Origin of the sequence: Phenylobacterium aquaticum (assembly GCF_022695515.1) — a bacterium.
GTDB classification, from domain to species: Bacteria; Pseudomonadota; Alphaproteobacteria; order Caulobacterales; family Caulobacteraceae; genus Phenylobacterium; species Phenylobacterium aquaticum.
Genome location: NZ_JALDPT010000001.1, coordinates 25954 through 44845 on the forward strand (window position 1 = coordinate 25954; position 18892 = coordinate 44845).

Consider the following 18892-nt stretch of genomic DNA (forward strand, 5'->3'; position numbering starts at 1 on the left):
TTTCGCATGCCGAACACGCCGGCGGTCGCTGAGACGCTTCGCTACCGCGTCACCGGGATGGATTGCTCGAGCTGCGCCGAGAAGATCCAGTCCGCGGTGATCAAACTTCCCGGCGTGGAGGCGGCGCGCGTCTCGATCGCCTCGTCGATGATGACCCTGAAGGTCGACAAGGCCGAACGGCGAACGCCCGTGATCGAGGCGACTGTGGCTGAGCTCGGCTACCAGCTGGATCGGGACGAGGTTGTTGCGAACGACGATGAGCGCGAGATCGCGAAGGACCTCAGCCATATCACGCCGTCGTACCGGCGCGCCCTTTGGGCCGTGGTCCTGATCAATGTCGGCTACGGCCTGGTGGAGATCGTCGCCGGCTTCGTCGCGCGGTCTCAGGCGCTGAAGGCCGACGCCCTGGACTTCGTGGGCGACGGGTTGATCAGCTTCCTCGGGCTGCTGGCGATTGGATGGTCCCTTGCGTGGCGGGCCAAGGCGGCCTTGATCCAGGGCTACTTCCTGGCGGCGCTCGGATTGGGCGTGCTCTTGAACACCGGCTACCGCGTCCTCGTCCTAAACCAGCCTGAAGCTGAGCTCATGGGAGCCTTCGGGATCGTGGCGCTGGTGGCCAACGTCGCGGCCGCTCTGATCCTGATTCCGCACCGGAAGGGTGACGCCAACGTCCGGGCCGTCTGGCTCTTCTCGCGCAATGACGCCCTCGGCAATTTGGCGGTCGTCGTGGCGGCGGGCCTGGTCTTCTGGACCAAGACGGCCTGGCCGGACCTCGTGGTGGCGGTGATCATTGGCGGGCTCTTCCTGCAGTCTGCCTGGTCGATCGTCCGCGACGCACGCGCCGATCTGCGCGAGTCGCAGGCGCTGAGCCCGGCGTAGCCGCTTATGAGACGGCCGCCGCCACCTCTGCTGCGCCGACCGCCGGCCGTCGGGCCGCCGCCCCAGGTGATGGCGGACCTGCAGCGCGCGGTCGCGCTTTTGAACGGCGGCGAGTGGGACCAGGCGCAGCTTCACGCCGAACGCGTCCTCGCCGTCAGGCCAGCGGATCCGTCGGCCCAGAATGTCCTCGGAACCGTGGCCATGAACACAGGCCGGGCTGAGGACGCCCTGACATGGTTTGAACGCGCGGCCGCCGGCCAGCCTCGGAACCCGTTCATCCAGTTCAATCTGGGAGAGGCGCACAGGCGCATGCTGGCCTATCCGAGAGCGGCGAAGTTCTTCCAGCGCGCCGCGGCGTTGAAACCGGACTTTGCAGAAGCCCACGCCGCCGCAGGCGACATCTTCCGGATGATGGGGCAGGGGGCGGACGCCGAGCGTAGCTACCAATCCGCCTTGCGCCAGTCTCCGGCCCTGCTCAACGCCCTCAACGGATATGGGCTATTGCTGCTACAGCGGGGGGACCTCGGCTCCGCAGCAACACGCTTCCAAGTCGGCTGTGCAAATGCGCCCATCGGCCATCCCATGCGGCCGACCCTTCTCACCAACCTTGGTGTCTCCCTACTACATCTCGGGCAGGGGCTCCCGGCCCTCAACGCCCTCGCGCAGGCCGTGGAGGCCGCACAAGAGGACGATGAGGGTTGGCGGCGACTAGCCAGCGCGCTGCGCGACACCCGGGTTGCGCCCGGCACCGCCGCTTTCCGGGGTATCCTGCTCCGCCTCTTCGAGCGGGTGGACATCAATCCTCGGAATCTCGCGACCGCAGCCATTGCCGTCTTACGCCAGGACGAGAACATTAACGCCCTCCTGGACGCGATCGCCGCCGCGCCGCGAGCGCTGGGGCGGACGCTTGAGCAAAGGGCGGACGCCGCCTCGCAGCTGGTCCAGGATCCGCTGTTCCAGACGCTCCTTGCCGCTGCGCCGATCCCGGACGCAGCGATCGAGCTTCTGCTCGTGCAGCTTCGGGCCGACCTGTTGACGGCCGCCCACGACGAACCGGCAAGTCTGGAGGAGGAGCTTAGCCTTGTCGTCGCGATCGCGCGGCAGGCGTTCCTTAACGAATATGTCTTCTTCACCGGCGCTGAAGAGCAGGGCCGCGTGGATGCCCTGATCGCCCAGCTCGATCACGACGAGTTCGAATGCGGGGCGGGCGTGGCCGCCAGGATCGCCGTCGTGGCGGCGTACCGCCCGCTCACTTCCACCCCGCTCGCGGCGCGGCTCCACGACCTCAATCACCCCGCCTTGGCCGACCTCTTGTGCGAACAGCTGGTCGAGCCGGCCGAGGAGGCCCGTCTTCGGTCTAGCTTGCCGCTGCTGAAGCCCGCGGCCGACGCCACCTCGCTCGCCGTGCAGCAGCAGTACGAGCAAAATCCCTATCCGCGCTGGACGCGCTGCAGTCTGGGCGTGCCGCTGCCGTTCCGGGCGGCCGTTCAGAGTGCGTTGCCTGAGCTTCCCGCGCGGGAGATTCCCGAGACTGAGGCTCCCCGCGTGCTCATCGCAGGTTGCGGCACGGGACTGGAAACACTGCGCGTGGCGGGCGCCTATCGTGACGCGTCGATCCTCGCGATTGACCTCAGCGGCGCCAGCCTCGGCTACGCCATGCGCAAGAGCCGAGAATACGGGCTCGAGGTCCAACACATGCAAGCCGACATTCTGGATCTCCCGGCGCTAAGCGAGCGGTTTGATCTGATCGACAGCTTTGGCGTCATCCACCACATGGCCGAGCCGGCGAAGGGTCTTAAGGTGCTCTCGGAGCTGTTGAAGCCGCAGGGCTTCATCTTCCTGGGGCTCTATAGCGAGATCGGCCGGCGCGCTGTTGTCGAGGCCCGACACCACATCGCCGAAAAGCAGTACGCCGACACGGCGGAGGGGATCCGCGCCCTGCGGCGCGAACTGATGCTCGCCGGCGCACCCGCGCAGTTGCAAGACGTCGTGAGCCCGGCGTCGGATTTCTGGACGCTCTCCGACTGCCGCGACCTCCTCTTCCACGTTGAGGAGCATCGATTCACGCTGCCTCAGATTGGCGACCTGTTGGACGCTGCCGGCTTGGAATTTCTCGGCGTGCAGTTCGGCCATGCGGCGGATCGCACCCGATACCGCGCCGAAAACCGGCAAGCGGGCGCAATGCGCGATCTCCAGCGACTTCATCGCCACGAGGTGCAACATCCCGAGATCTTCGGCGACACCTACCGGCTTTGGGCTCGACCGAAAAAGATGCTCCGATGACGGGAGAATTCACGCCGCCGCCGGTCGACCTGGCGAAGGAGCAGAGAGCGGTTCGCCGGCAAGCCGCCCTCGCGTTCATCGTCTGCGTCCCGGCCCTTGCGCTGGCGAGCCTCGGCCTCCCGCGACTCTTCGAATTCCCGACGTCCGTGGCCGACCGCGTGGCCTTTTGCCTACGGGCCAACCTGGTGCTCGGCTTCTGGGTCCTGCTGGCCGTGCGCAGGGTTGCGAACGTGCGGTTCGCGTCGGCCGCTGACAACGCCGGCTCCGCCTTCAGCCGGCCAAGCGCACGCCTGGCGGTTCCCGCTGCATTCCTGCAGAACACCCTTGAGCAGGCCTTCGTGGCCGCCCTTGGCATCTTGGCGCTCGCCACGACCAGGGGTGAAGCCGCGCTAGCCTACATCGTTGGGGCCGTCGTCCTCTTCAGCGTCGGGCGGATCACGTTCCTTCGCGGCTATCCCCATGGTGCCGGCGGCCGCGCTTTTGGGATCGCCACCACAGCGCTGCCCATCATAGGCGCCTACTGCTGGGCCATCGTCGACGTCGGTGCGAATCTATTGCGTTGATCATGATGAAGAGTGGAGGGACGCGCCCGCGGGTCACCGGTCCTCGAGCGCGCGCCTCAATAATAGCGTTGCAGCACCAGCGTGCGCTCAGATCCGTCCGACAGCGACAGCACGGCCTTGCCGCCTGCCGGCCCGTAGCGCCACCGCGCCAACCCTCCCGTCACGTAGTCCGGCCCGATCGGCACGCCGTTCACGGCGATGATGTTCTCGCCCTCGCGCCAACCGGCCAGGGCCGCCGGGCCGCCCACCGCGACGTGAACCACCCGAAGCCGGTCGGCTTCTAGGGCGAGGCCCAGGCCCGAGAGGTCGCGCTGGAAGGGCGCCGCGAGCAGGCGTCGCGCCGGCCGCAGCCAGAGCGCTCCGCCCGCCACATCCAGCGCGAATCCGTAGCGCTCGAGGACCGGCAGACCCAGTTTGGCCGGCGCCAGGGTGGCGTCGGTCTTCGCCAGAATCTCGCAGGGCACGTCGTTCAGTTGGTCCTGCCCAAGTCGCAGCGTCGACACAGAGATGGTGCGACTGATCGAAATGCCGTCGACGCCGCCCGTAGCGGCTGACGAGACCTGGCGACCGTTCAGCAGGCCCAGCGCCTCCGCCAGGGTTGGCGAGACGGTCAGCGGGTTGGAACTGCCTAGATCGAGGGCGGCGTCGACCGGCGCCTTCCCTTCGAGCACGATCGGAATGAAAAGCTGCCCGCGCGCGCTCCGCGCGACCGCGAACCGTTCAGAGTCCTTGCCGGGCTGAAAGCCCGCCCGCGGCCAGATCGCCAGGCGCCGCGCGGGGAAATCGATGTCCAGCACAGCATCCTTCAGCACGTCGACACCGAGGATGAGGTGGGGTGCGCCGCTGTCCGCGCCGAAGATTGGCCTGAAGTCCGTCACGAAGTAGCGGTCGGTGGCCAGCTTCACGCCGCCGACTTCGAAGGCGAGGGCGCCGCCCGCGCCGAGTGTCACCGAGCCAATATCACCGCGGACGCTGCGACTCTCCGCAGGCTTCAGACCGAGCCGCTGCGCGAGGGCGGCGTCGACCATGGTCGCGGCCGAGCCGGTGTCGATCAGGACCCGCACGCGCTCGCCGAGCACCGTTCCCGTCACGATCACTGCGTCCGGATCGGGAAGCAGCGGCGTCCATTGATCCTCGGAATTCGGGGCGGCTTGTGTGCTCATCGCTCTGCCTGCTAGCGCTGCTCCGCCCGACAGCAGAGCCAATGCGCCCACGCCGTGCAGCACGCGACGACGAGACCTTCTTGCGCTGCGCATGGATGCTGCTCCCGGTCGTCGGCTCCTGGCGCCCGTTAGCATGACCCTAACCGGCTTGTGGCCCTTGAGAATGATCGTAGGACTTTAGCCGAGCCTGTGGATTCGCGATCGCACTGAGTCGCGCGGTCCGGGATGAGGGGCGACCATGACGTGGACATATTCGGGCTGCGCTGCGGCGCTGGGGCTTGGCTTGGCCCTGTCGGCTCCGATCTGCGCCCGGGCGCAGGCCGCTGCGGGCGACGACTACATCAACCCCGATCGTCCGGGCATCGCCGATGGCAGCAATGTCGTTGGACCTGGTCACTTCCAGATCGAGACGGGTGTGCAGGAAGAGTTTCGGCGCTCCGGCGGGGTGTCGGACCGGACCCTTCTCCTGCCGACGTTGCTTCGCCTAGGGCTGAACAAGGACTGGGAGCTGCGGGTCGAGACCACGGGCGCCTACATCTGGGACCGGGTGAACGATCCCGCCTCGGGGATCACCAAGAGCCAGGGCGCCGATCCCGTCTCCCTGGGCGTGAAATATCACTTCCAGGACACCGCGGGCATTGCGCAGCCTTCGCTGGGCGTGATCCTGCGGGTCTTCGCGCCCTCCGGCACCGGCCCGTTCAAGACCAGCCATATGACCGCCGACCTGCGCCTGGCCGCCGACTGGGACATCGCGCCCAAGTGGTCGTTGAACCCGAACGTAGGCGTGGCGGTCTATGAGAGCGGGGGCCGGACCTACGAAGCTGGGCTGTTCGCCACGACCCTCAACTACAACCCGAGCCCGATCCTCAACTTCTTCGTCGACACCGGCGTCCAGTCGCCGGAGACCAAAGGCGGGCGCACGTCGGTGATCTACGACGCCGGCCTCGCCTACATCCTCGGACACGACATCCAGCTGGACGCCAGCGTCGGCACGGGCGCGGCTGGCTCGACGCCACCGCACCCCTTCGTCGCGGCTGGGATCAGCAAGCGGTTCTGAGCGCCGCTCACGGCGCGAGTGTCGATCGATCAGACTATTTCCGATAACGCCAAACGCGCGAGCCACCGGAAACGCCTTATTACACAACGCCCCTAAGTCATTGATTTCGCATAAGATATATTGGCAGACGGGGAGGTGCGAAGGCCGAATGTTCCGGTGCCTGTCCGCCAGCTTGAGGACGGCAGGCGTAGCGTACTTGTCCGAAGTTTCACGGAGAGGTTCGGACAACGGGACGCCAACTGGCGTCTTCTTTGTGCAGATGACCCCGTTCGCATCTAAGGCGAGGCCAGCACGCGCTCATCCGTGCCGGCTCCGGTCGGCGCGGGCGATCTTCACCAACCGCCGCAAGGCGGCATCGTCCAGCCCGCCGCGAACGAGCTGCCGCCCCACGAGGTAGGCCGGCGTTCCCTCAAGGCCCAGCGCGAAGGCCTGCAGCGCGTGACGGCCGAGCTGCGCCTCGATCTGCGCGGCGTCACGGCTCCGATCCGCCTCAAGGCGCGACCAGTCGACGCCCGCCGACAAGGCGGCGTCACGGATGCGTTCCGCAGTTAATGCACCCCGTGACGCCATGAGGGCGACATGGACCTCGGCATAGCGTCCCTGGCGCGCGGCGGCCAAGGCGACCTGCGCGGCCGCTCGGGAGGTCTCTCCGAGGATCGGCCAATCCTTGTAAATGACCGCGACCTGTAGATCCTGCGCGATCAGTCGGCCGAGGGCGGCGTCTGTGCGACGACAGACCGGACACTGGTAGTCGGTGAAGATCACGACCGTCACGTTCGCATTCGTCGGCCCGATCCGAGGTGAGCCGGGGTCATCCACGACCTGGCGGAAGACGGGCGTGTCGCCCAGTCGCTGCGGCGGCGCGCCCTGCTGTCGCAACCACGCCGACACGCCCCAACCCAGCAGGCCGGCGGCGCTGAGGCCAAGCCACGCGCGTCGATCCAACTGTCGGGGTCCGCGCCCCGCGGCGCCCTCGGGCCGGGCGACCCGCGGCTCGCCGGAGCTCATAGCACCAGCCTGTCCCAGCTCGCATAATGCTCACGACTGCGACGGCCGCGCGGCAGGCTGAGCGCGACGAGCGCGAGCCCCAGGGCGATGCTGGCGATGCGGCCCAGCGGCGTGTCGCCGCTCAGCAGGAAAGGCGCGGCGACGAGCCAAAGGCCCAGCGCCGCGTTCACCAGCCGGAGCGCGCGGGCGACCTCCGAGGTGGCGATGATCGCGACCGTGATCACGAGCGCGCCCACGACATGGTCGCTGTTGGCCATCTCGCCGGAGGCTCCGAACACGACCCGCGTCAACATCAGGAGACCGCCGACGGCGACGCTCACCGCCAGCGTCCAGGGCAGGGTCATCCCACGGACCGAATCCGTCCAGAAGGCGCTGGGGCTCGCCAACGCATCGGCGTCGTCCACCTCGCCGCCGTCTACGGGACCGCCCTGGAAGAAGGTGCGGATCACCGGCTTGCCGGAGCAATGCACCCACCAGAGGTACTGTCCCATGGCGATTACCTCATCCAGTGCGAACGGGATCATGATGAGCATCGCCAGCGCGGCCAGCAGGCATAGTGTGCACCAGGTGCCGATCACGATCGGCTGGATGATGATGAAGTAGATGCTGACCACACCTAGCGGGATCACCAGGATGCCGAAGAAGGTCACCATCCACGGCATCGTCCGCCAGCGGTCGCGCCCGCCCATGACCGCCATTAGGATCTCGAGGGTGTAGCTGATCGCGCCCAGGCCCGCGTCCGGGACCGGCCAGGCCTTTGAGACAGAGGAGGTGATGATCTCCTCGGTCCCGTTCTTCAGGTTGGTGGGGTCGCCGCCGAAGAAAGGCTCGAACACCGCGTCGATGTGCCCGAGCTGATAGGCGGTGAGCACACGCGAGATCAGCAGGCCGATCAGGCCCAGCATGGCGATCGGCAGGCGCTGCGCCCAGGTCGAGGGACAGTAGGTCCAACCGGGCGGGATGTTCTTCGGGTCCATCATCCCGGCCATGCTCATGCCCGGCATCATCGGGATCAGCACAGAGAAGGCGATCACCAGCACGCCCACGAGGGTGTCATTGAGGTATTGCGCGGCGCTCGGCGTCCAGAACAGCATCGGCGCGAAGAGCAGCCAAAGGCCCACGAAGGTGTTGGCCCATTGGGCGAACCAGGCGGTGCGCTTGGAGAGCGAAAGCGCCCCGAAGCCGGCGATCGCCAGGCCGCTGAGGAGATCGCTGAGGAAGAGGGCTGTGGCCCGCACATCGAGGCTGGCCAGCCCGCGGTCTTCGGTCACCGCCCGCACCAGCGGGCTCGCCGCGGCTGCGCCCAGCCCGTCGTAGATGAACGGGCTGGCGGCGAGCCAGAGGCCCAGGCCGATATTGGCGAAGTGCGCCCAGCGGACCCGGCGAGCGTCGGCGTCCATCATCGCCATGTGATCGTGTCCGCCGCCGTGTGTGGCGTGCTGACTGGCCGGGCCGGCATTGGACGCAGCCGCTAGGTCCACATGATGCGCCATCGGATCGCCGGTTCTGGTCCGTCCAGCGGGCGCGGCGGCGTCCGTGCCGGGCGCGTGCGACGCGCCGTGTTGTGGCCGATTCCAGGCCACGGCCGCAGCATCCAGGCCATTGGTCTCGTACCACCCCTGGGGATCGCGCTTCAGCGCGTCCACGATCTTCGGTAGGGTGGCCCTGAGACTGTGCCGCGGCGTCCAGTCGAGCAGGGTACGGGCGCGCGTTATGTCGAGCACATAGTGGTCGTTCGACTGGTCGACCATCCACGGCTTCACGAACGCCTCGTCGCCTAGCGCCTCGGTCTGCAACCAGGCGCCCAGCTTGGCGACCGGCTTGGGGATGCGCACCGTCTCCCAGTCCTCGCCGTGCAGGGTCTGGCCGATGATGTCCTGCACCGCGCCATAGCCGAGCGCCTCTGGCTCGCCGAGCAACAGCGGAAGCTCGGGGGGCAGTTGGGCGCGGCGCGCGACGAGTTTGGCGATCCCGTCGACCAGATCCTCGAGATGGATGAAGGACTGCCCGGCGCAGAGCATGCCCGGATAGACGTGGGCCGTCAGCCGATGCTCATAGATCCGCGCCACGTGTTCCGCGACAAAGGGGGAGTGAGCCTGGTCGTCGTAGACACCGGCGATGCGCAGCAGCACGAGAGGAATATCGCCGTGCTCCTCGCGCAGGATGGCTTCGCTCCTGACCTTCGATTCTGGATAGGCCCAGCCCGGCGCGATGGGCGAGTCCTCGTTGATGGTCTCGTCCGGCCGGTCGGTAGGCCGATGCACCAACATGGTGCTCGCCAGGATGAACTGGCCGACCTCGAACCCTTGGAGGCCCTCGATCAGACGTCGCGCCCCCTGGACGGTGATCTTGTCGTAGAGCGGATTGGGCTTGCCGGAGACATCGAAGTAGGCGGCCAGGTGGACGACAGAGGCGATCCGGCCGCCGAAGCGGGCGCGGACCGTCTCCAGGGCCTTGGCGACCCCCTCGTCGGTTCCCAGGTCGAAATCGACCGCCTCGGCCTCGGCGGGAGGGGCCGGCGGACCCGCGCGGTCCAGCGCCACCACCTGATAGTCCTGCGCCAGGCGTTTGATCACCGCGCTGCCGATGAAGCCGCTGCCGCCGGTTACCAGTACGAGTTCGCGTTCCGCCATCGTGCGCTCCCTTGGTCTTAGTCGTCCGGACTCGCTCTATGAGGATAAGCGCGAACCCGCGGCTACCCGGCAGAACTAAGTCTTTTCTCCGCCGCCGCGCCCAGCACTAGGCGCGGGGGCGCTAGCGGTTGCGGGCATGCCAGAAGGCGTCGACCATGGCTCCGATGCCCAGCAGGGCCATCACAGTGGCGTCACCAAGCAGATGCTGCTGGGAAAGACCAAAGACTGGCCCGCCGCGCACCCCGCTGATCCACGCTGTGACGAGGACCAGAAGCGCTAGCCCAAGGAAGACCCTCCCGATCCCCACCATGACTAACAAGCTGGAACCTCCTCCGTAGTCGACGTCCAAGGCGATCTGAGCGTCACGCTCAGTCTCGCCCCTCAAGAAGAGTGGACGGAGCGAAGTGGCCAGCGCTGGAAAGCACCGCATAGGGCCTCGGCGTGACTATGGCCGACGCGACGAGCGCGGCGCCCGTGGTCACGCCCATCGCCAGCGCCAGCACGACGGAGGCGACCCGCACCGGTAGGAGCTCCGCCAGGACGCGGGCCTCCGCCCGCAGGGCGACGATCCTGCGGATGACCTCGCTCTCCATGCTCTCGAAACGCGCATCGGTGGGCGTCGCCGCCAGGTCTGCCATCAGCCGGTCCAGGCATTCGCTCATCTGCGCACCTTTCACGCCATCCTTGGGGATACGCGGCAGGCGAGCTCCAGCCCTCAGATCGACAATCCGATCACCGAGCAGAGCAAAATGTCGCGCAGCGGGATGGCGACGTCCGGCTTTTGAGGGGCCCGACCTCGCTGGGACGTATGCTCTTTAGAGCAGGCCGCAGCGTCTGGAGGCTTACCCATGCCCGAACCCGTTCCCTCGCCGATCCAGATCGGCCCCGGTCGTGCTGCGAGTGAGCAGGATCGCACTTGGCGCGCGCCAAAGCGCGTCGCCGTCACCGTCTCGGGCGCACTGCTGTCGGTCGTCCTCAGCGGCTGCGTTAGCGCCCCGGAGATGGCGGCCCGGCACCGGCAGGCGTGCGTCACCTACGGCTTCTCGCCGGGCACTGAAGCCTATGCCAATTGTCTCCTGCAGCTCGATGTCGGGGATTACGGCTATGGCCACCACGGCCGGCCCCGGCTGATGCTGCACCCTTACACCACACCGGCGCCGGCGGCCGCGCCACCCGTATACTAGCATTTATGAGAATGCGTCGCATTCTCATTGACAAGATGCATGCCGGTTCGTAGAAGGCCCGCAAAACTGCGCAGGAGCCTTCACCGTGTTCTTCTCCCTTCGATGGGCGGTCCGCCGCGCGACCCTGTTCACCGCGACCGTTTCGTTGCTGCCGCTCCTGGCTCCCGGATTAGCCTGGGCGGATGACGCGGCGACGGAAGTCTCGAGCGTGACGGTGCGGGGCGCGCGGGGAGGCTACGGCGTCGAGCAGACCCGGACCGCGACGAAGACGGCCACCGCCCTGATCGACACGCCGCAGGCGGTGAGCGTGGTGACGCGCGAGTTGATCGATGACCAGGCGATGCAGGGCATGGCCGACGTGGTCCGCTACATGCCCGGCGTGGGGATGGCCCAGGGGGAGGGCAACCGCAACGCCCCGATCATGCGTGGCGTCAGCTCGACGGCGAACTTCTTCGTCGACGGCGTGCGCGATGACGTCGAGTATTTCCGCGATCTCTACAATGTCGAGCGCGTCGAAGCGATGAAAGGGCCCAACGCGATGATCTTCGGCCGCGGCGGCGGCGGCGGGATCCTCAACCGGGTTACCCGGCAGGCGGACGGAACCCGAGGTGGCGAGTTGGTGCTGCAAGGCGGCTCATGGAACAACCGCCGCGTCACCGGCGACCTGCGCCAGCAGCTGAATGATCGAATCTCACTGCGGGCGACGGGCGTCTACGAGAACTCGGACAGCTACCGCGATGGGGTGCAGCTGGAGCGCTACGGCGTCAACCCGACGGCCAGACTGGTCTTGAGCGAGCGGACGACCGTTCGGCTCAGCTACGAGTATTTCACCTACGACATGGTGGCCGATCGCGGGATCCCGTCATTCCAGGGACGGCCGGTCCGCACCCCTCCTTCGACCTTCTTCGGCGATCCCGCCGGCAGTCCCACGGGCGCCACGATCAAGGTCGCCAGCGGCGTCATCGAACACGATTTCGGCGGCGTCAGCCTGCGCAACGTCACCAGCTTCGGCGACTACGACAAGGCCTACCAGAACGTCTATCCGGGGGCAGTCAACGCCGCCGGGACCGCGGTCTCCCTCTCGGCCTACAACAACGCCACGCGGCGCGAGAACCTGTTCAACCAGACGGACCTCACCTGGTCGGCGGCCACGGGTCCTGTCGGCCACAAGCTGCTGCTGGGCGCCGAGTTCGGCCGGCAGAGGACCGACAACTTCCGCCAGACCGGCTACTTCACGGGCGTCGGACCCACGGTGACCACGATCACGGTCCCGCTGACCGCTCCGACCGTCTCGGTTCCGGTCACCTACCGCCAGAGCGCCACCGACGCTGACAACCACGGCCTCGCCAAGATCGCCGCGGCCTACGCGCAGGACCAGATCCAGCTCACCGGCCGCCTGCAGGCGATCGTCGGCCTGCGCTATGATCGGTTCGACGTGAACTTCCGCAACAACCGCACCGGCGCGGTGTTCGCGACACAGGACAAGCTCTGGTCTCCGCGCGCGGGCCTGGTCTTCAAGCCGGTGGAACCGCTCGCCCTCTACGCCAGCTACAGCCGCTCTTACCTGCCCGCGCGGGCGACCAGTTGAGTTCGTTGTCCTTGTCCAACCAGGCGCTCGATCCGGAACGGTTCATCAACCGGGAGGTCGGCGTGAAATGGGACCTGCGCCCCGATTTCTCCCTAACCGCGGCCATCTACCAGCTCGATCGTGAGAATGTGGCCGCGACCGATCCAGCCGATCCCACCCGTCTGGTTCTGGTTAAGGGTCAACGCAGCAAGGGCGTGGAGCTTGGCGCCGAGGGCGTCGTGCGGCCCGGATGGACCCTCGTGGGCGGTTACGCCTACCAGGACGGAGAGATCACCCAGACGCAGTCGGCCACCGTGCGCGCCGGCGCGCGCCTGGCTCAGTTGCCGAAGCATTCGGCATCGCTGTGGAACCGGGTGGAGGTGACGCCGCGTCTGGGCCTCGGCCTCGGCGTGATCTACCGCAGCGCCATCTTCGCTTCGACAGACAACGCCGTCACGCTGCCGGGCTTCACCCGTGTCGACGCGGCCCTCTATTACAAGGTCTCCGATCAGGTGTCGGCGCAGCTCAATCTCGAGAACGTCTTCGACAGGGGCTACTACGCCGCTGCCAACAGCAACACGAACATCACCCCCGGCTCGCCCCGCGCCCTGCGGCTGTCGCTGCGGCTCAGCTACTGATCAATCTGTGTGGACCCCCGCTCACGCAGTGCTCGGCGCTCTTAAGGGCTGCAGCCCACGGCGCGCGTATCCAGATTAGAGCCCCGATCGGCTCTGGTGGCTGCGCTGGCCCGATCCCCCGCCAGCGACGCACGCAGGGTAGGGGGCGCGGCCCACCTCGGTCGCGTCCCTCTTCCTCGGCGTTCTCCGGCGCGCAGGCCGCTCGTTCGACGGGGCGACCTGTGGTGACGACAGGAGGCGCGCCATGACCCGTTGTTTGAAGATCATCCTGCTTTGCGCGGCCCTCGCGCTCCCTGCGGTCGCAGTCGCGCACGAACGGATGCTGCGAGGCCCTGTGGGGAGGTGGGTGGAATATGGCTATAGCACCTACCCGCGAGGCGATTATCTGCCCGCTTACCGCGGCGGCGCCGGCTACTCGGACTACTCGGGTTACTCTGCGCCGTATTGGACGCCAGGTCCTCGGGTCTACGTCTATCCGCATGGGACGCGCGTCTGGTACGGACCAAGTGTGGCTCCAGGCTACAGCTACGGATCTGGCGGACACGCTGGCTACGGTTACGGCGGCCATCACCATCCCCACCACGTTGACCACCACCATGGTTGGTGACCACGATGCCGGACTCCGAGCATGGCGGGCGGCCGGTTGCCGGCCAAGCTGACGGGTCCTGAGCTCTCCGGGGGTCAAGTTGAGCCCACGGCCCGGGGGCGAGGAGCTACTGACCTCGCCGCACCGAAACGGGCTCGGCGCCACTTACATCCAGTCGTAGTCCGCGCGCAGGAACCCATTCTCCACCGCCGCGGGATCGACTCCGACCCCGGCGCAGAGGATGCGCACGGCGCCGGGCAGGGCTTCAATCGCTTCGCGCGTCGCCAAGCGACTGGCCGCGGCGGGGGCGCCGCCTGTCGAGCAGGTGAAGTGATAGACCGTGATGGTGGACACCGCGGCTCCTGAGCGCGCGGATCGTGGCCGCGACACCTCAGTCATGGACGGTACGCACAGGCGGGAGGCTATTGTGGATGGAGGTCGCGGCGATCGCCGCCTCACCGACAGCGACGCTGATCTGGTCGAGGCCCCGCGCGACGTCTCCCGCGGCATAGACGCCCGGGAGGAAGGTGCGCTGGTGCTCATCCACGAGGATGCATCCCGAACCGTCGACAACGACGCCGATCGCCTCGGCGAGGCCCGACTGCGGCTCAACGCCCAGCGCGCCGTAGATTACTTCGAACGGTTCGAGCTCTGATCCATCCATCCGCCAGGCGTGCAGCCGGCCGCCTTCGACCTTCAGGCTATCGGCCTGCACAGCGATCAGCGGTACGCCCGCTGCGTCGAGGGCGTCGCGGCTCGCACGCGAGACCGCATGGTTCGGACCAAGGGTCAACAAACTAACGCTGGGGCTGTAAGCGCGGAGGAACAGCGCCTCGTTTGCGGCGTGATCGTCCATGCCGATGACGGCAATCCTATCCAGCATGGCTTCGAAGCCGTCACATATGGGACAGAACCGAAGCAGTCCATCATGGATCGCCTGCTCGGGCTCGGAGATCGGCGGGCGCCGGTCAACCACGCCGGTGGCGAAGAGGACGGTGCGGCCGAGGACAGCCCGATCCGCGAAGGTCGCACGCCAAAGGGTTTCGTCCACGCGCTCCAAGCCCGTCACTTGGCCCGCCCAGTCCACCGGGCCGAACGGCGCCAGTTGCTCGCGCAGTTGGGCGAGCAGGTCCAGCCCGCGAATACCCCCGGCGAAACCGGGGACGTTATGACTGCGTGGGATCAACGCCGCACGGCTCTGTCCGGCGTCGGCGACCAAGATACTTCGGCGAAACCGCCGCAGATAGAGCGCCGCAGCGAGGCCGGCCGGTCCCGCGCCCAGGATGAGACAATCGAAGATGTCGTCCACGGGAGGCTTCGGATCGACGTCTTCGCTCGGGCGGGGGCTCTCGTGCATCTGCGGCTCAGTGGCCATCGCCGGCATGCCCGTCCGGCTCCTTGGGCGGCATCGCCATCCCGGGCATCGCCATGCCCGGCATCCCGCCTTCCTTCATCATCTCGTCGTGGTCGGCCGGCGCGCTCTTAATGGCCGCCTGGTATTGTGCGGGCGACATCTTGGGCAGCTGGCGGACAAAGGCCACCATGTCCCATATCAGCTCGTCGCTGTGGGTTCGCCCCCAGGCCGGCATGGCGGTCATCTTGATACCGTGTTTGATCGCCCAGAACTGCTCGCCTGCGGAGAGGTCTGCGTGCCGCCAGAGCTCAGGGGCTTGCGGATAGAGCCCTTGGCTCATCTCGGTTTTTTCGAGGCCAGGCGCCAGGTGGCAGCCGCTGCACATCTCGGTGTACAGCCCCGCACCGCTCGCGATCCGCTTGGGGTCGTTCAAGTTCGCCGGCGCCTTGACGCCCGCCGCTCGGACACTGATGGACCGGTCGCGCAGGGTTTCCAGCACCTTGTAGACCGGCCGCGTGTGAGGTGCGTCTGCCCCGATGTTGTAAAGCCCCAGGCCGATCGTCACGCCTATGGCCACCGCCACGAGCAGCCCAGCCGCGCCCAGCACCACGACGATCCCGAGATGCGTCCTCGGATGCCTCAGATCCCACCCCATCACGTGCATCGGTCTTCCCTCCCTATGAGATCTACGAGACTGCGATGGACGCCGTGGGCGGCGCCTGTCTCGAACATGAATTTGGTTTAATGTCGTGAGGTCCGCCGCCGCCGCGTGCCGCTACATCGCCGCGATCCGTTGCGCGATGTGCTCCATGAAGCCCTTCATGAGGGCGGCCATCATCGGCAGGAAGATCAGGAGCGCGATGAAGATCGCCACGATCTTCGGGGCGTAGACGAGCGTCTGCTCCTGGATTTGCGTCAGGGCCTGCAAAAGACCGATCGCGACCCCGACAACCAGGCCAACGATCAAGACCGGCGCCGAGATCTGCACCGTCAGCCAGATGGCGTCGCGCGCCACGTCGAGGACTTCGGCGCCCTCCATCAGCGCCGTGGCGCGGGCGCGAACCCGTGGTAATCTCGATGTGGATCGGAGATCCAGATCCGGTCATCGGCCTTGGACGTGTTGGTTCCGACGACTTCATAGGCGGTCAGTCCGACAATAACGGCGGCGACGAGGAGCGCCGCCGTCCAGAAAAGCGGGCCGCGCCGGCGCCCGCTCGTGCGATCAAGTCTCGTCTTCCGGCGGACCACAGGATTCCCCTGTCAGCACTGCTAATGGGGTTACGCGCCGGGTCCCGGCGATCCCTCAGCGCGCACCTGATCGCCTAAACCGGATGTCACGTCCGCTTGCGGTCCACGACATCCGCGTGGGCGACAACGCTCCTCATCGCCGACCTCTCGTCGGCCAGTCCAAGGAGCCTCCCATGCAACGCTTTCTTGCCGCCGCCGCCGCGACGGCGGCCCTCACGATGGCCTCGGCCGCCTCGGCGCAGCCATATGCCCATCCCGGCGCGCCCTACGCGCCATCGGTCAGCGCCTGGCGCTCAAACCCTTACGGCGCCGCAAGAACGTACCAGGACGACCGCGCTTACGACGGTGGCGCGCGCTACGACTACGGCGCCCGCCGCAGCTACGATTCCGCGGTCGGCCCCACCCGTCCATACGGCGCCTATGGATACGCGCCCAACCGCACCTATGGCGGCTGGGGCGCGCGCTTCACCCTTCCGTTCCGATCACCCGGCCAGTCTCACCGGTGACCTCCTTGGCGCGGGCGAGGCGCAGGTCCCGGTCCGGGCTCAGCGGCAAGCGTAGCTCCGCCCTGAGCCCGGGCTGATTGTCCGCCAGCACGAGCTGGCCACGATGGACCCGCGCGACGGTCGCCACGAGGGATAGCCCAAGGCCGCTGCCGGGCGTGGAGCGGCTCTCGTCCAGCCGGCTGAAGCGCTGCACGGCCCGTTCGCGCGCGTCCGGAGCGATTCCCGGCCCTCGGTCGCCAATGGTGAGGCTGCTGGCCGCACCGTCGATTCTCGTGGCGACGACGATCTGGCCGCCTGGGCTCCCATGCTTGATGGCGTTGTCGATCAGGTTGGCGGTTGCGTGGAGGAGTAGGCTTGAAACTCCACGCGTCGGCGCCGGCGAGAGTCGAAGCAGGAGATGCTGACCCGCGTCCTCTGCCAGCGGCGCGTAGAGGTCGTAGGCCTCTTCGGCGACCGCAGCGAGGTCGAGCGGCACGAAGCTATCGGCCGTGGTGGCGTCAGCCCTGGCCAGCACCAGCAGCCCGTTCACCAAAGCCAAGAGGGCGTCGAGATCGCGCGCCGTCTCCGCCAGAATGTCCTGCTGCGGAGCCTCGTGCCCACGTAGCGCCGCCAATTCCAGCCGCGCCTTGATGCGTGTGAGCGGCGTTTTCAGGTCGTGTCCGAGGCCATCGGTGGCGGCGCGGAGCGACCGGACCATGCGCTCGATCTCGTCGAGGCAGGCGTTGAACACCTCGGCCAGGCGATCGAATTCGTCGTCGCGGGGTGAGACCTTGAGCCGCTCATCCAAGTGACCGCTTAGGAATCGATCGCCCGTGTCGGCCGCCGCCCGCACGACGCGCACGCCGCGCCGGCTGACGAGCCAGCCGAGGCTCGACCCGAGCACGGCGGTGGCCAGCACCGACAGGGCGAGGGACACCCAATAGCGACGTCCGAGCGCGATGCGGCTGTCCGCCAAGTGCCCGACCAAGAGCCGCGTGTCCGGCCCGAGGGTGCGGACCTCGGCCTCGATTCGTCTCGATTGGACCTGACCGCCTCGCCGCACCTGCACGGTGGTAATGGCCAGGTGCTCGGCCGCCAACCCGCCTGGCCAGACCAAGACATTGCCGGCCAGACGCCGCCCGGCGCCGTCGGAAACCATATAGACCACGTCGCGCCGCTGCGTCCGGGTCTGCTCATCGATGTAGCTGGCCAGGCCGCCCAGGCCGCCGTCACGATAGCGGAGGACGAGCGCGTCCGCCTCGCCTTCGAGCAGGTGCTCGAGTTCGATCTTCAGCACCCGGACGGTCTGAAAATGCTGGACGCTCAGCGCCACCACGGTCGTGACCACGGCGATCAGCGTGATCCACAGGGCGCCGCGGAACGCCGCCGCCTGCGGTCGGCGCCGGGGCGGCTTAGCGCGCGTCAAGCTGGTAACCGGCGCCGCGAACCGTGTGCAGCAGCGGCGGCTCCTCCGCGTGTTCCAGCTTGCCGCGAAGCCGGCTCACGTGGACGTCAATGACATTGGTTCCGGGATCGAAGCTGTAGTCCCACGCAGCTTCGAGAAGCATGGTGCGTGTCACGACCTGGCCAGCATGGCGCATGAAGTATTCGAGGAGTTGGAACTCCTTGTTGAGCAGCTCGATGCGCCGGGCGCCCCGCTTGGCCGAGCGCGCCAAGAGGTCCAGCTCCAGATCGCCCACCTGCAGGGTCGTGGTGGCCGTGGCCGCGCCGGAACCCCGCCGGACGATGGCGGCGATCCGCGCCATCAGTTCCCCGAACGAAAACGGCTTTGTCAGATAGTCGTCGCTGCCCGCGTCCAGGCCCTTGATCCGATCATCGACCTGCCCGAGCGCGCTGAGGATCAGCACCGGCGTCCTCTGGCCCTGCGACCGTAGCGCTTGCAGGACGGACAGGCCATCCAGCTGCGGCAGGTTCCGATCGAGGATAATCGCGTCGTAGGGGTTCGTGAGCGCAGCCGTCAGCCCGTCGAGCCCCGTTTCCGCGTGGTCGCAGGCGTGACCGAGCTCCGCCAAGCCCTGCTGGACGTAGCTCGCCGTCGTGCGGTCATCCTCGATCAGGAGAAGCTTCATGGTCAGAGTCTGAAGGGTCCTTGGCGTCCGATCCAGGGGGCATGTCGGTCTCGGCGATCGCCGCCAGCTGCCGGCGGGATCGACCGGCAGCTGGCGGCCTTGGCCGGCGCCTTAAGCGCGTCCACCGGGGGGCAGGTGGACCGCTCGGCGTCAA

18 protein-coding genes are annotated in these 18892 nt (G+C 67.5%); 8 read left to right on the forward strand and 10 right to left on the reverse strand.

What is annotated here, in order from left to right; all coding sequences use genetic code 11:
• The first annotated feature begins 6 nt into the window (after positions 1–6).
• The 3 genes from MQH10_RS00130 to MQH10_RS00140 all read left to right on the forward strand — a co-directional run bounded on the left by MQH10_RS00130 (position 7) and on the right by MQH10_RS00140 (position 3725).
• Positions 7–879: a cation efflux transmembrane domain-containing protein gene (locus tag MQH10_RS00130; RefSeq protein ID WP_242562049.1), complete on the forward strand. Its 873-nt coding sequence runs from the start codon at positions 7–9 to the stop codon at positions 877–879.
• Between the two features lie 69 nt (positions 880–948).
• Positions 949–3162 carry a class I SAM-dependent methyltransferase gene (locus MQH10_RS00135; RefSeq protein WP_242562050.1) on the forward strand — a complete coding sequence of 738 codons (2214 nt, stop codon included), beginning with the start codon at positions 949–951 and terminating at the stop codon, positions 3160–3162.
• On the forward strand, positions 3159–3725 hold the full coding sequence (locus MQH10_RS00140; protein ID WP_242562051.1) for an MAPEG family protein: 567 nt from the start codon (positions 3159–3161) through the stop codon (positions 3723–3725). Before MQH10_RS00135 ends, MQH10_RS00140 begins: the two co-directional genes overlap by 4 nt.
• Before the next feature lie 56 nt (positions 3726–3781).
• Here the strand turns inward: MQH10_RS00140 and MQH10_RS00145 are convergent, their stop codons facing one another.
• On the reverse strand, positions 3782–4888 hold the full coding sequence (locus MQH10_RS00145; protein WP_242562052.1) for an aspartyl protease family protein: 1107 nt from the start codon (positions 4886–4888) through the stop codon (positions 3782–3784).
• A gap of 238 nt (positions 4889–5126) precedes the next feature.
• Between MQH10_RS00145 and MQH10_RS00150 the strand changes: the two genes are divergently transcribed.
• Complete coding sequence (locus tag MQH10_RS00150) at positions 5127–5945, forward strand: transporter (RefSeq protein ID WP_242562053.1); 819 nt, start codon at positions 5127–5129, stop codon at positions 5943–5945.
• 297 nt (positions 5946–6242) lie between these two features.
• Here the strand turns inward: MQH10_RS00150 and MQH10_RS00155 are convergent, their stop codons facing one another.
• The 3 genes from MQH10_RS00155 to MQH10_RS00165 all read right to left on the reverse strand — a co-directional run bounded on the left by MQH10_RS00155 (position 6243) and on the right by MQH10_RS00165 (position 10248).
• Positions 6243–6890: a DsbA family protein gene (locus MQH10_RS00155; protein ID WP_242562054.1), complete on the reverse strand. Its 648-nt coding sequence runs from the start codon at positions 6888–6890 to the stop codon at positions 6243–6245.
• Positions 6891–6949: 59 nt separating this feature from the next.
• Entirely contained in the window at positions 6950–9586 is a 2637-nt protein-coding gene (locus MQH10_RS00160) for a vitamin K epoxide reductase family protein (protein ID WP_242562055.1), read from the reverse strand.
• A 368-nt stretch (positions 9587–9954) separates the two neighbouring features.
• Positions 9955–10248: a hypothetical protein gene (locus tag MQH10_RS00165; protein WP_242562056.1), complete on the reverse strand. Its 294-nt coding sequence runs from the start codon at positions 10246–10248 to the stop codon at positions 9955–9957.
• A gap of 186 nt (positions 10249–10434) precedes the next feature.
• Here MQH10_RS00165 and MQH10_RS00170 point away from each other — a divergent pair, with 186 nt between their 5' ends.
• The 3 genes from MQH10_RS00170 to MQH10_RS26235 all read left to right on the forward strand — a co-directional run bounded on the left by MQH10_RS00170 (position 10435) and on the right by MQH10_RS26235 (position 12975).
• The gene (locus tag MQH10_RS00170; RefSeq protein ID WP_242562057.1) at positions 10435–10770 is read left to right on the forward strand and encodes a hypothetical protein; all 336 of its coding nucleotides are present in this window, start codon (positions 10435–10437) and stop codon (positions 10768–10770) included.
• Between the two features lie 85 nt (positions 10771–10855).
• Positions 10856–12358, forward strand: coding sequence for a TonB-dependent receptor (locus MQH10_RS26230; protein WP_336605016.1), 1503 nt, complete (start codon positions 10856–10858; stop codon positions 12356–12358).
• A gap of 11 nt (positions 12359–12369) precedes the next feature.
• On the forward strand, positions 12370–12975 hold the full coding sequence (locus MQH10_RS26235) for a TonB-dependent receptor (RefSeq protein ID WP_272886622.1): 606 nt from the start codon (positions 12370–12372) through the stop codon (positions 12973–12975).
• A gap of 751 nt (positions 12976–13726) precedes the next feature.
• On the opposite strand, the gene MQH10_RS00180 is transcribed toward MQH10_RS26235, so the two are convergent.
• The 4 genes from MQH10_RS00180 to fliQ form a co-directional block, all read right to left on the reverse strand.
• Complete coding sequence (locus tag MQH10_RS00180) at positions 13727–13915, reverse strand: hypothetical protein (RefSeq protein WP_242562058.1); 189 nt, start codon at positions 13913–13915, stop codon at positions 13727–13729.
• 37 nt (positions 13916–13952) lie between these two features.
• On the reverse strand, positions 13953–14870 hold the full coding sequence (locus MQH10_RS00185) for an NAD(P)/FAD-dependent oxidoreductase (RefSeq protein WP_242562059.1): 918 nt from the start codon (positions 14868–14870) through the stop codon (positions 13953–13955).
• 55 nt (positions 14871–14925) lie between these two features.
• Complete coding sequence (locus tag MQH10_RS00190) at positions 14926–15579, reverse strand: c-type cytochrome (protein WP_242562060.1); 654 nt, start codon at positions 15577–15579, stop codon at positions 14926–14928.
• Between the two features lie 111 nt (positions 15580–15690).
• Positions 15691–15957, reverse strand: a complete 267-nt coding sequence (fliQ, locus tag MQH10_RS00195) for a flagellar biosynthesis protein FliQ (RefSeq protein ID WP_242562362.1) — start codon at positions 15955–15957, stop codon at positions 15691–15693.
• A gap of 379 nt (positions 15958–16336) precedes the next feature.
• On the opposite strand from fliQ, the gene MQH10_RS00200 reads away from it, so the two are divergent.
• The gene (locus MQH10_RS00200) at positions 16337–16669 is read left to right on the forward strand and encodes a hypothetical protein (RefSeq protein WP_242562061.1); all 333 of its coding nucleotides are present in this window, start codon (positions 16337–16339) and stop codon (positions 16667–16669) included.
• Here MQH10_RS00200 and MQH10_RS00205 read toward each other — a convergent pair.
• Both MQH10_RS00205 and MQH10_RS00210 read right to left on the reverse strand, forming a co-directional pair.
• The gene (locus MQH10_RS00205) at positions 16629–18074 is read right to left on the reverse strand and encodes a sensor histidine kinase (protein ID WP_242562062.1); all 1446 of its coding nucleotides are present in this window, start codon (positions 18072–18074) and stop codon (positions 16629–16631) included. The two genes, MQH10_RS00200 and MQH10_RS00205, sit on opposite strands and share 41 nt — an antisense overlap.
• Positions 18061–18738, reverse strand: a complete 678-nt coding sequence (locus tag MQH10_RS00210) for a winged helix-turn-helix domain-containing protein (RefSeq protein ID WP_242562063.1) — start codon at positions 18736–18738, stop codon at positions 18061–18063. Before MQH10_RS00210 ends, MQH10_RS00205 begins: the two co-directional genes overlap by 14 nt.
• Positions 18739–18892 lie beyond the last annotated feature (154 nt).

Bases quoted from the DNA above. Each gene is read 5' to 3' on its own strand.
- MQH10_RS00130 (WP_242562049.1), top strand. From the start codon at position 7: ATGCCGAACACGCCGGCGGTCGCTGAGACGCTTCGCTACCGCGTCACC.
- MQH10_RS00135 (WP_242562050.1), top strand. From the start codon at position 949: ATGGCGGACCTGCAGCGCGCGGTCGCGCTTTTGAACGGCGGCGAGTGG.
- MQH10_RS00140 (WP_242562051.1), top strand. From the start codon at position 3,159: ATGACGGGAGAATTCACGCCGCCGCCGGTCGACCTGGCGAAGGAGCAG.
- MQH10_RS00145 (WP_242562052.1), bottom strand. From the start codon at position 4,888: ATGAGCACACAAGCCGCCCCGAATTCCGAGGATCAATGGACGCCGCTG.
- MQH10_RS00150 (WP_242562053.1), top strand. From the start codon at position 5,127: ATGACGTGGACATATTCGGGCTGCGCTGCGGCGCTGGGGCTTGGCTTG.
- MQH10_RS00160 (WP_242562055.1), bottom strand. From the start codon at position 9,586: ATGGCGGAACGCGAACTCGTACTGGTAACCGGCGGCAGCGGCTTCATC.
- MQH10_RS00165 (WP_242562056.1), bottom strand. From the start codon at position 10,248: ATGAGCGAATGCCTGGACCGGCTGATGGCAGACCTGGCGGCGACGCCC.
- MQH10_RS00170 (WP_242562057.1), top strand. From the start codon at position 10,435: ATGCCCGAACCCGTTCCCTCGCCGATCCAGATCGGCCCCGGTCGTGCT.
- MQH10_RS00190 (WP_242562060.1), bottom strand. From the start codon at position 15,579: ATGCACGTGATGGGGTGGGATCTGAGGCATCCGAGGACGCATCTCGGG.
- MQH10_RS00200 (WP_242562061.1), top strand. From the start codon at position 16,337: ATGCAACGCTTTCTTGCCGCCGCCGCCGCGACGGCGGCCCTCACGATG.
- MQH10_RS00210 (WP_242562063.1), bottom strand. From the start codon at position 18,738: ATGAAGCTTCTCCTGATCGAGGATGACCGCACGACGGCGAGCTACGTC.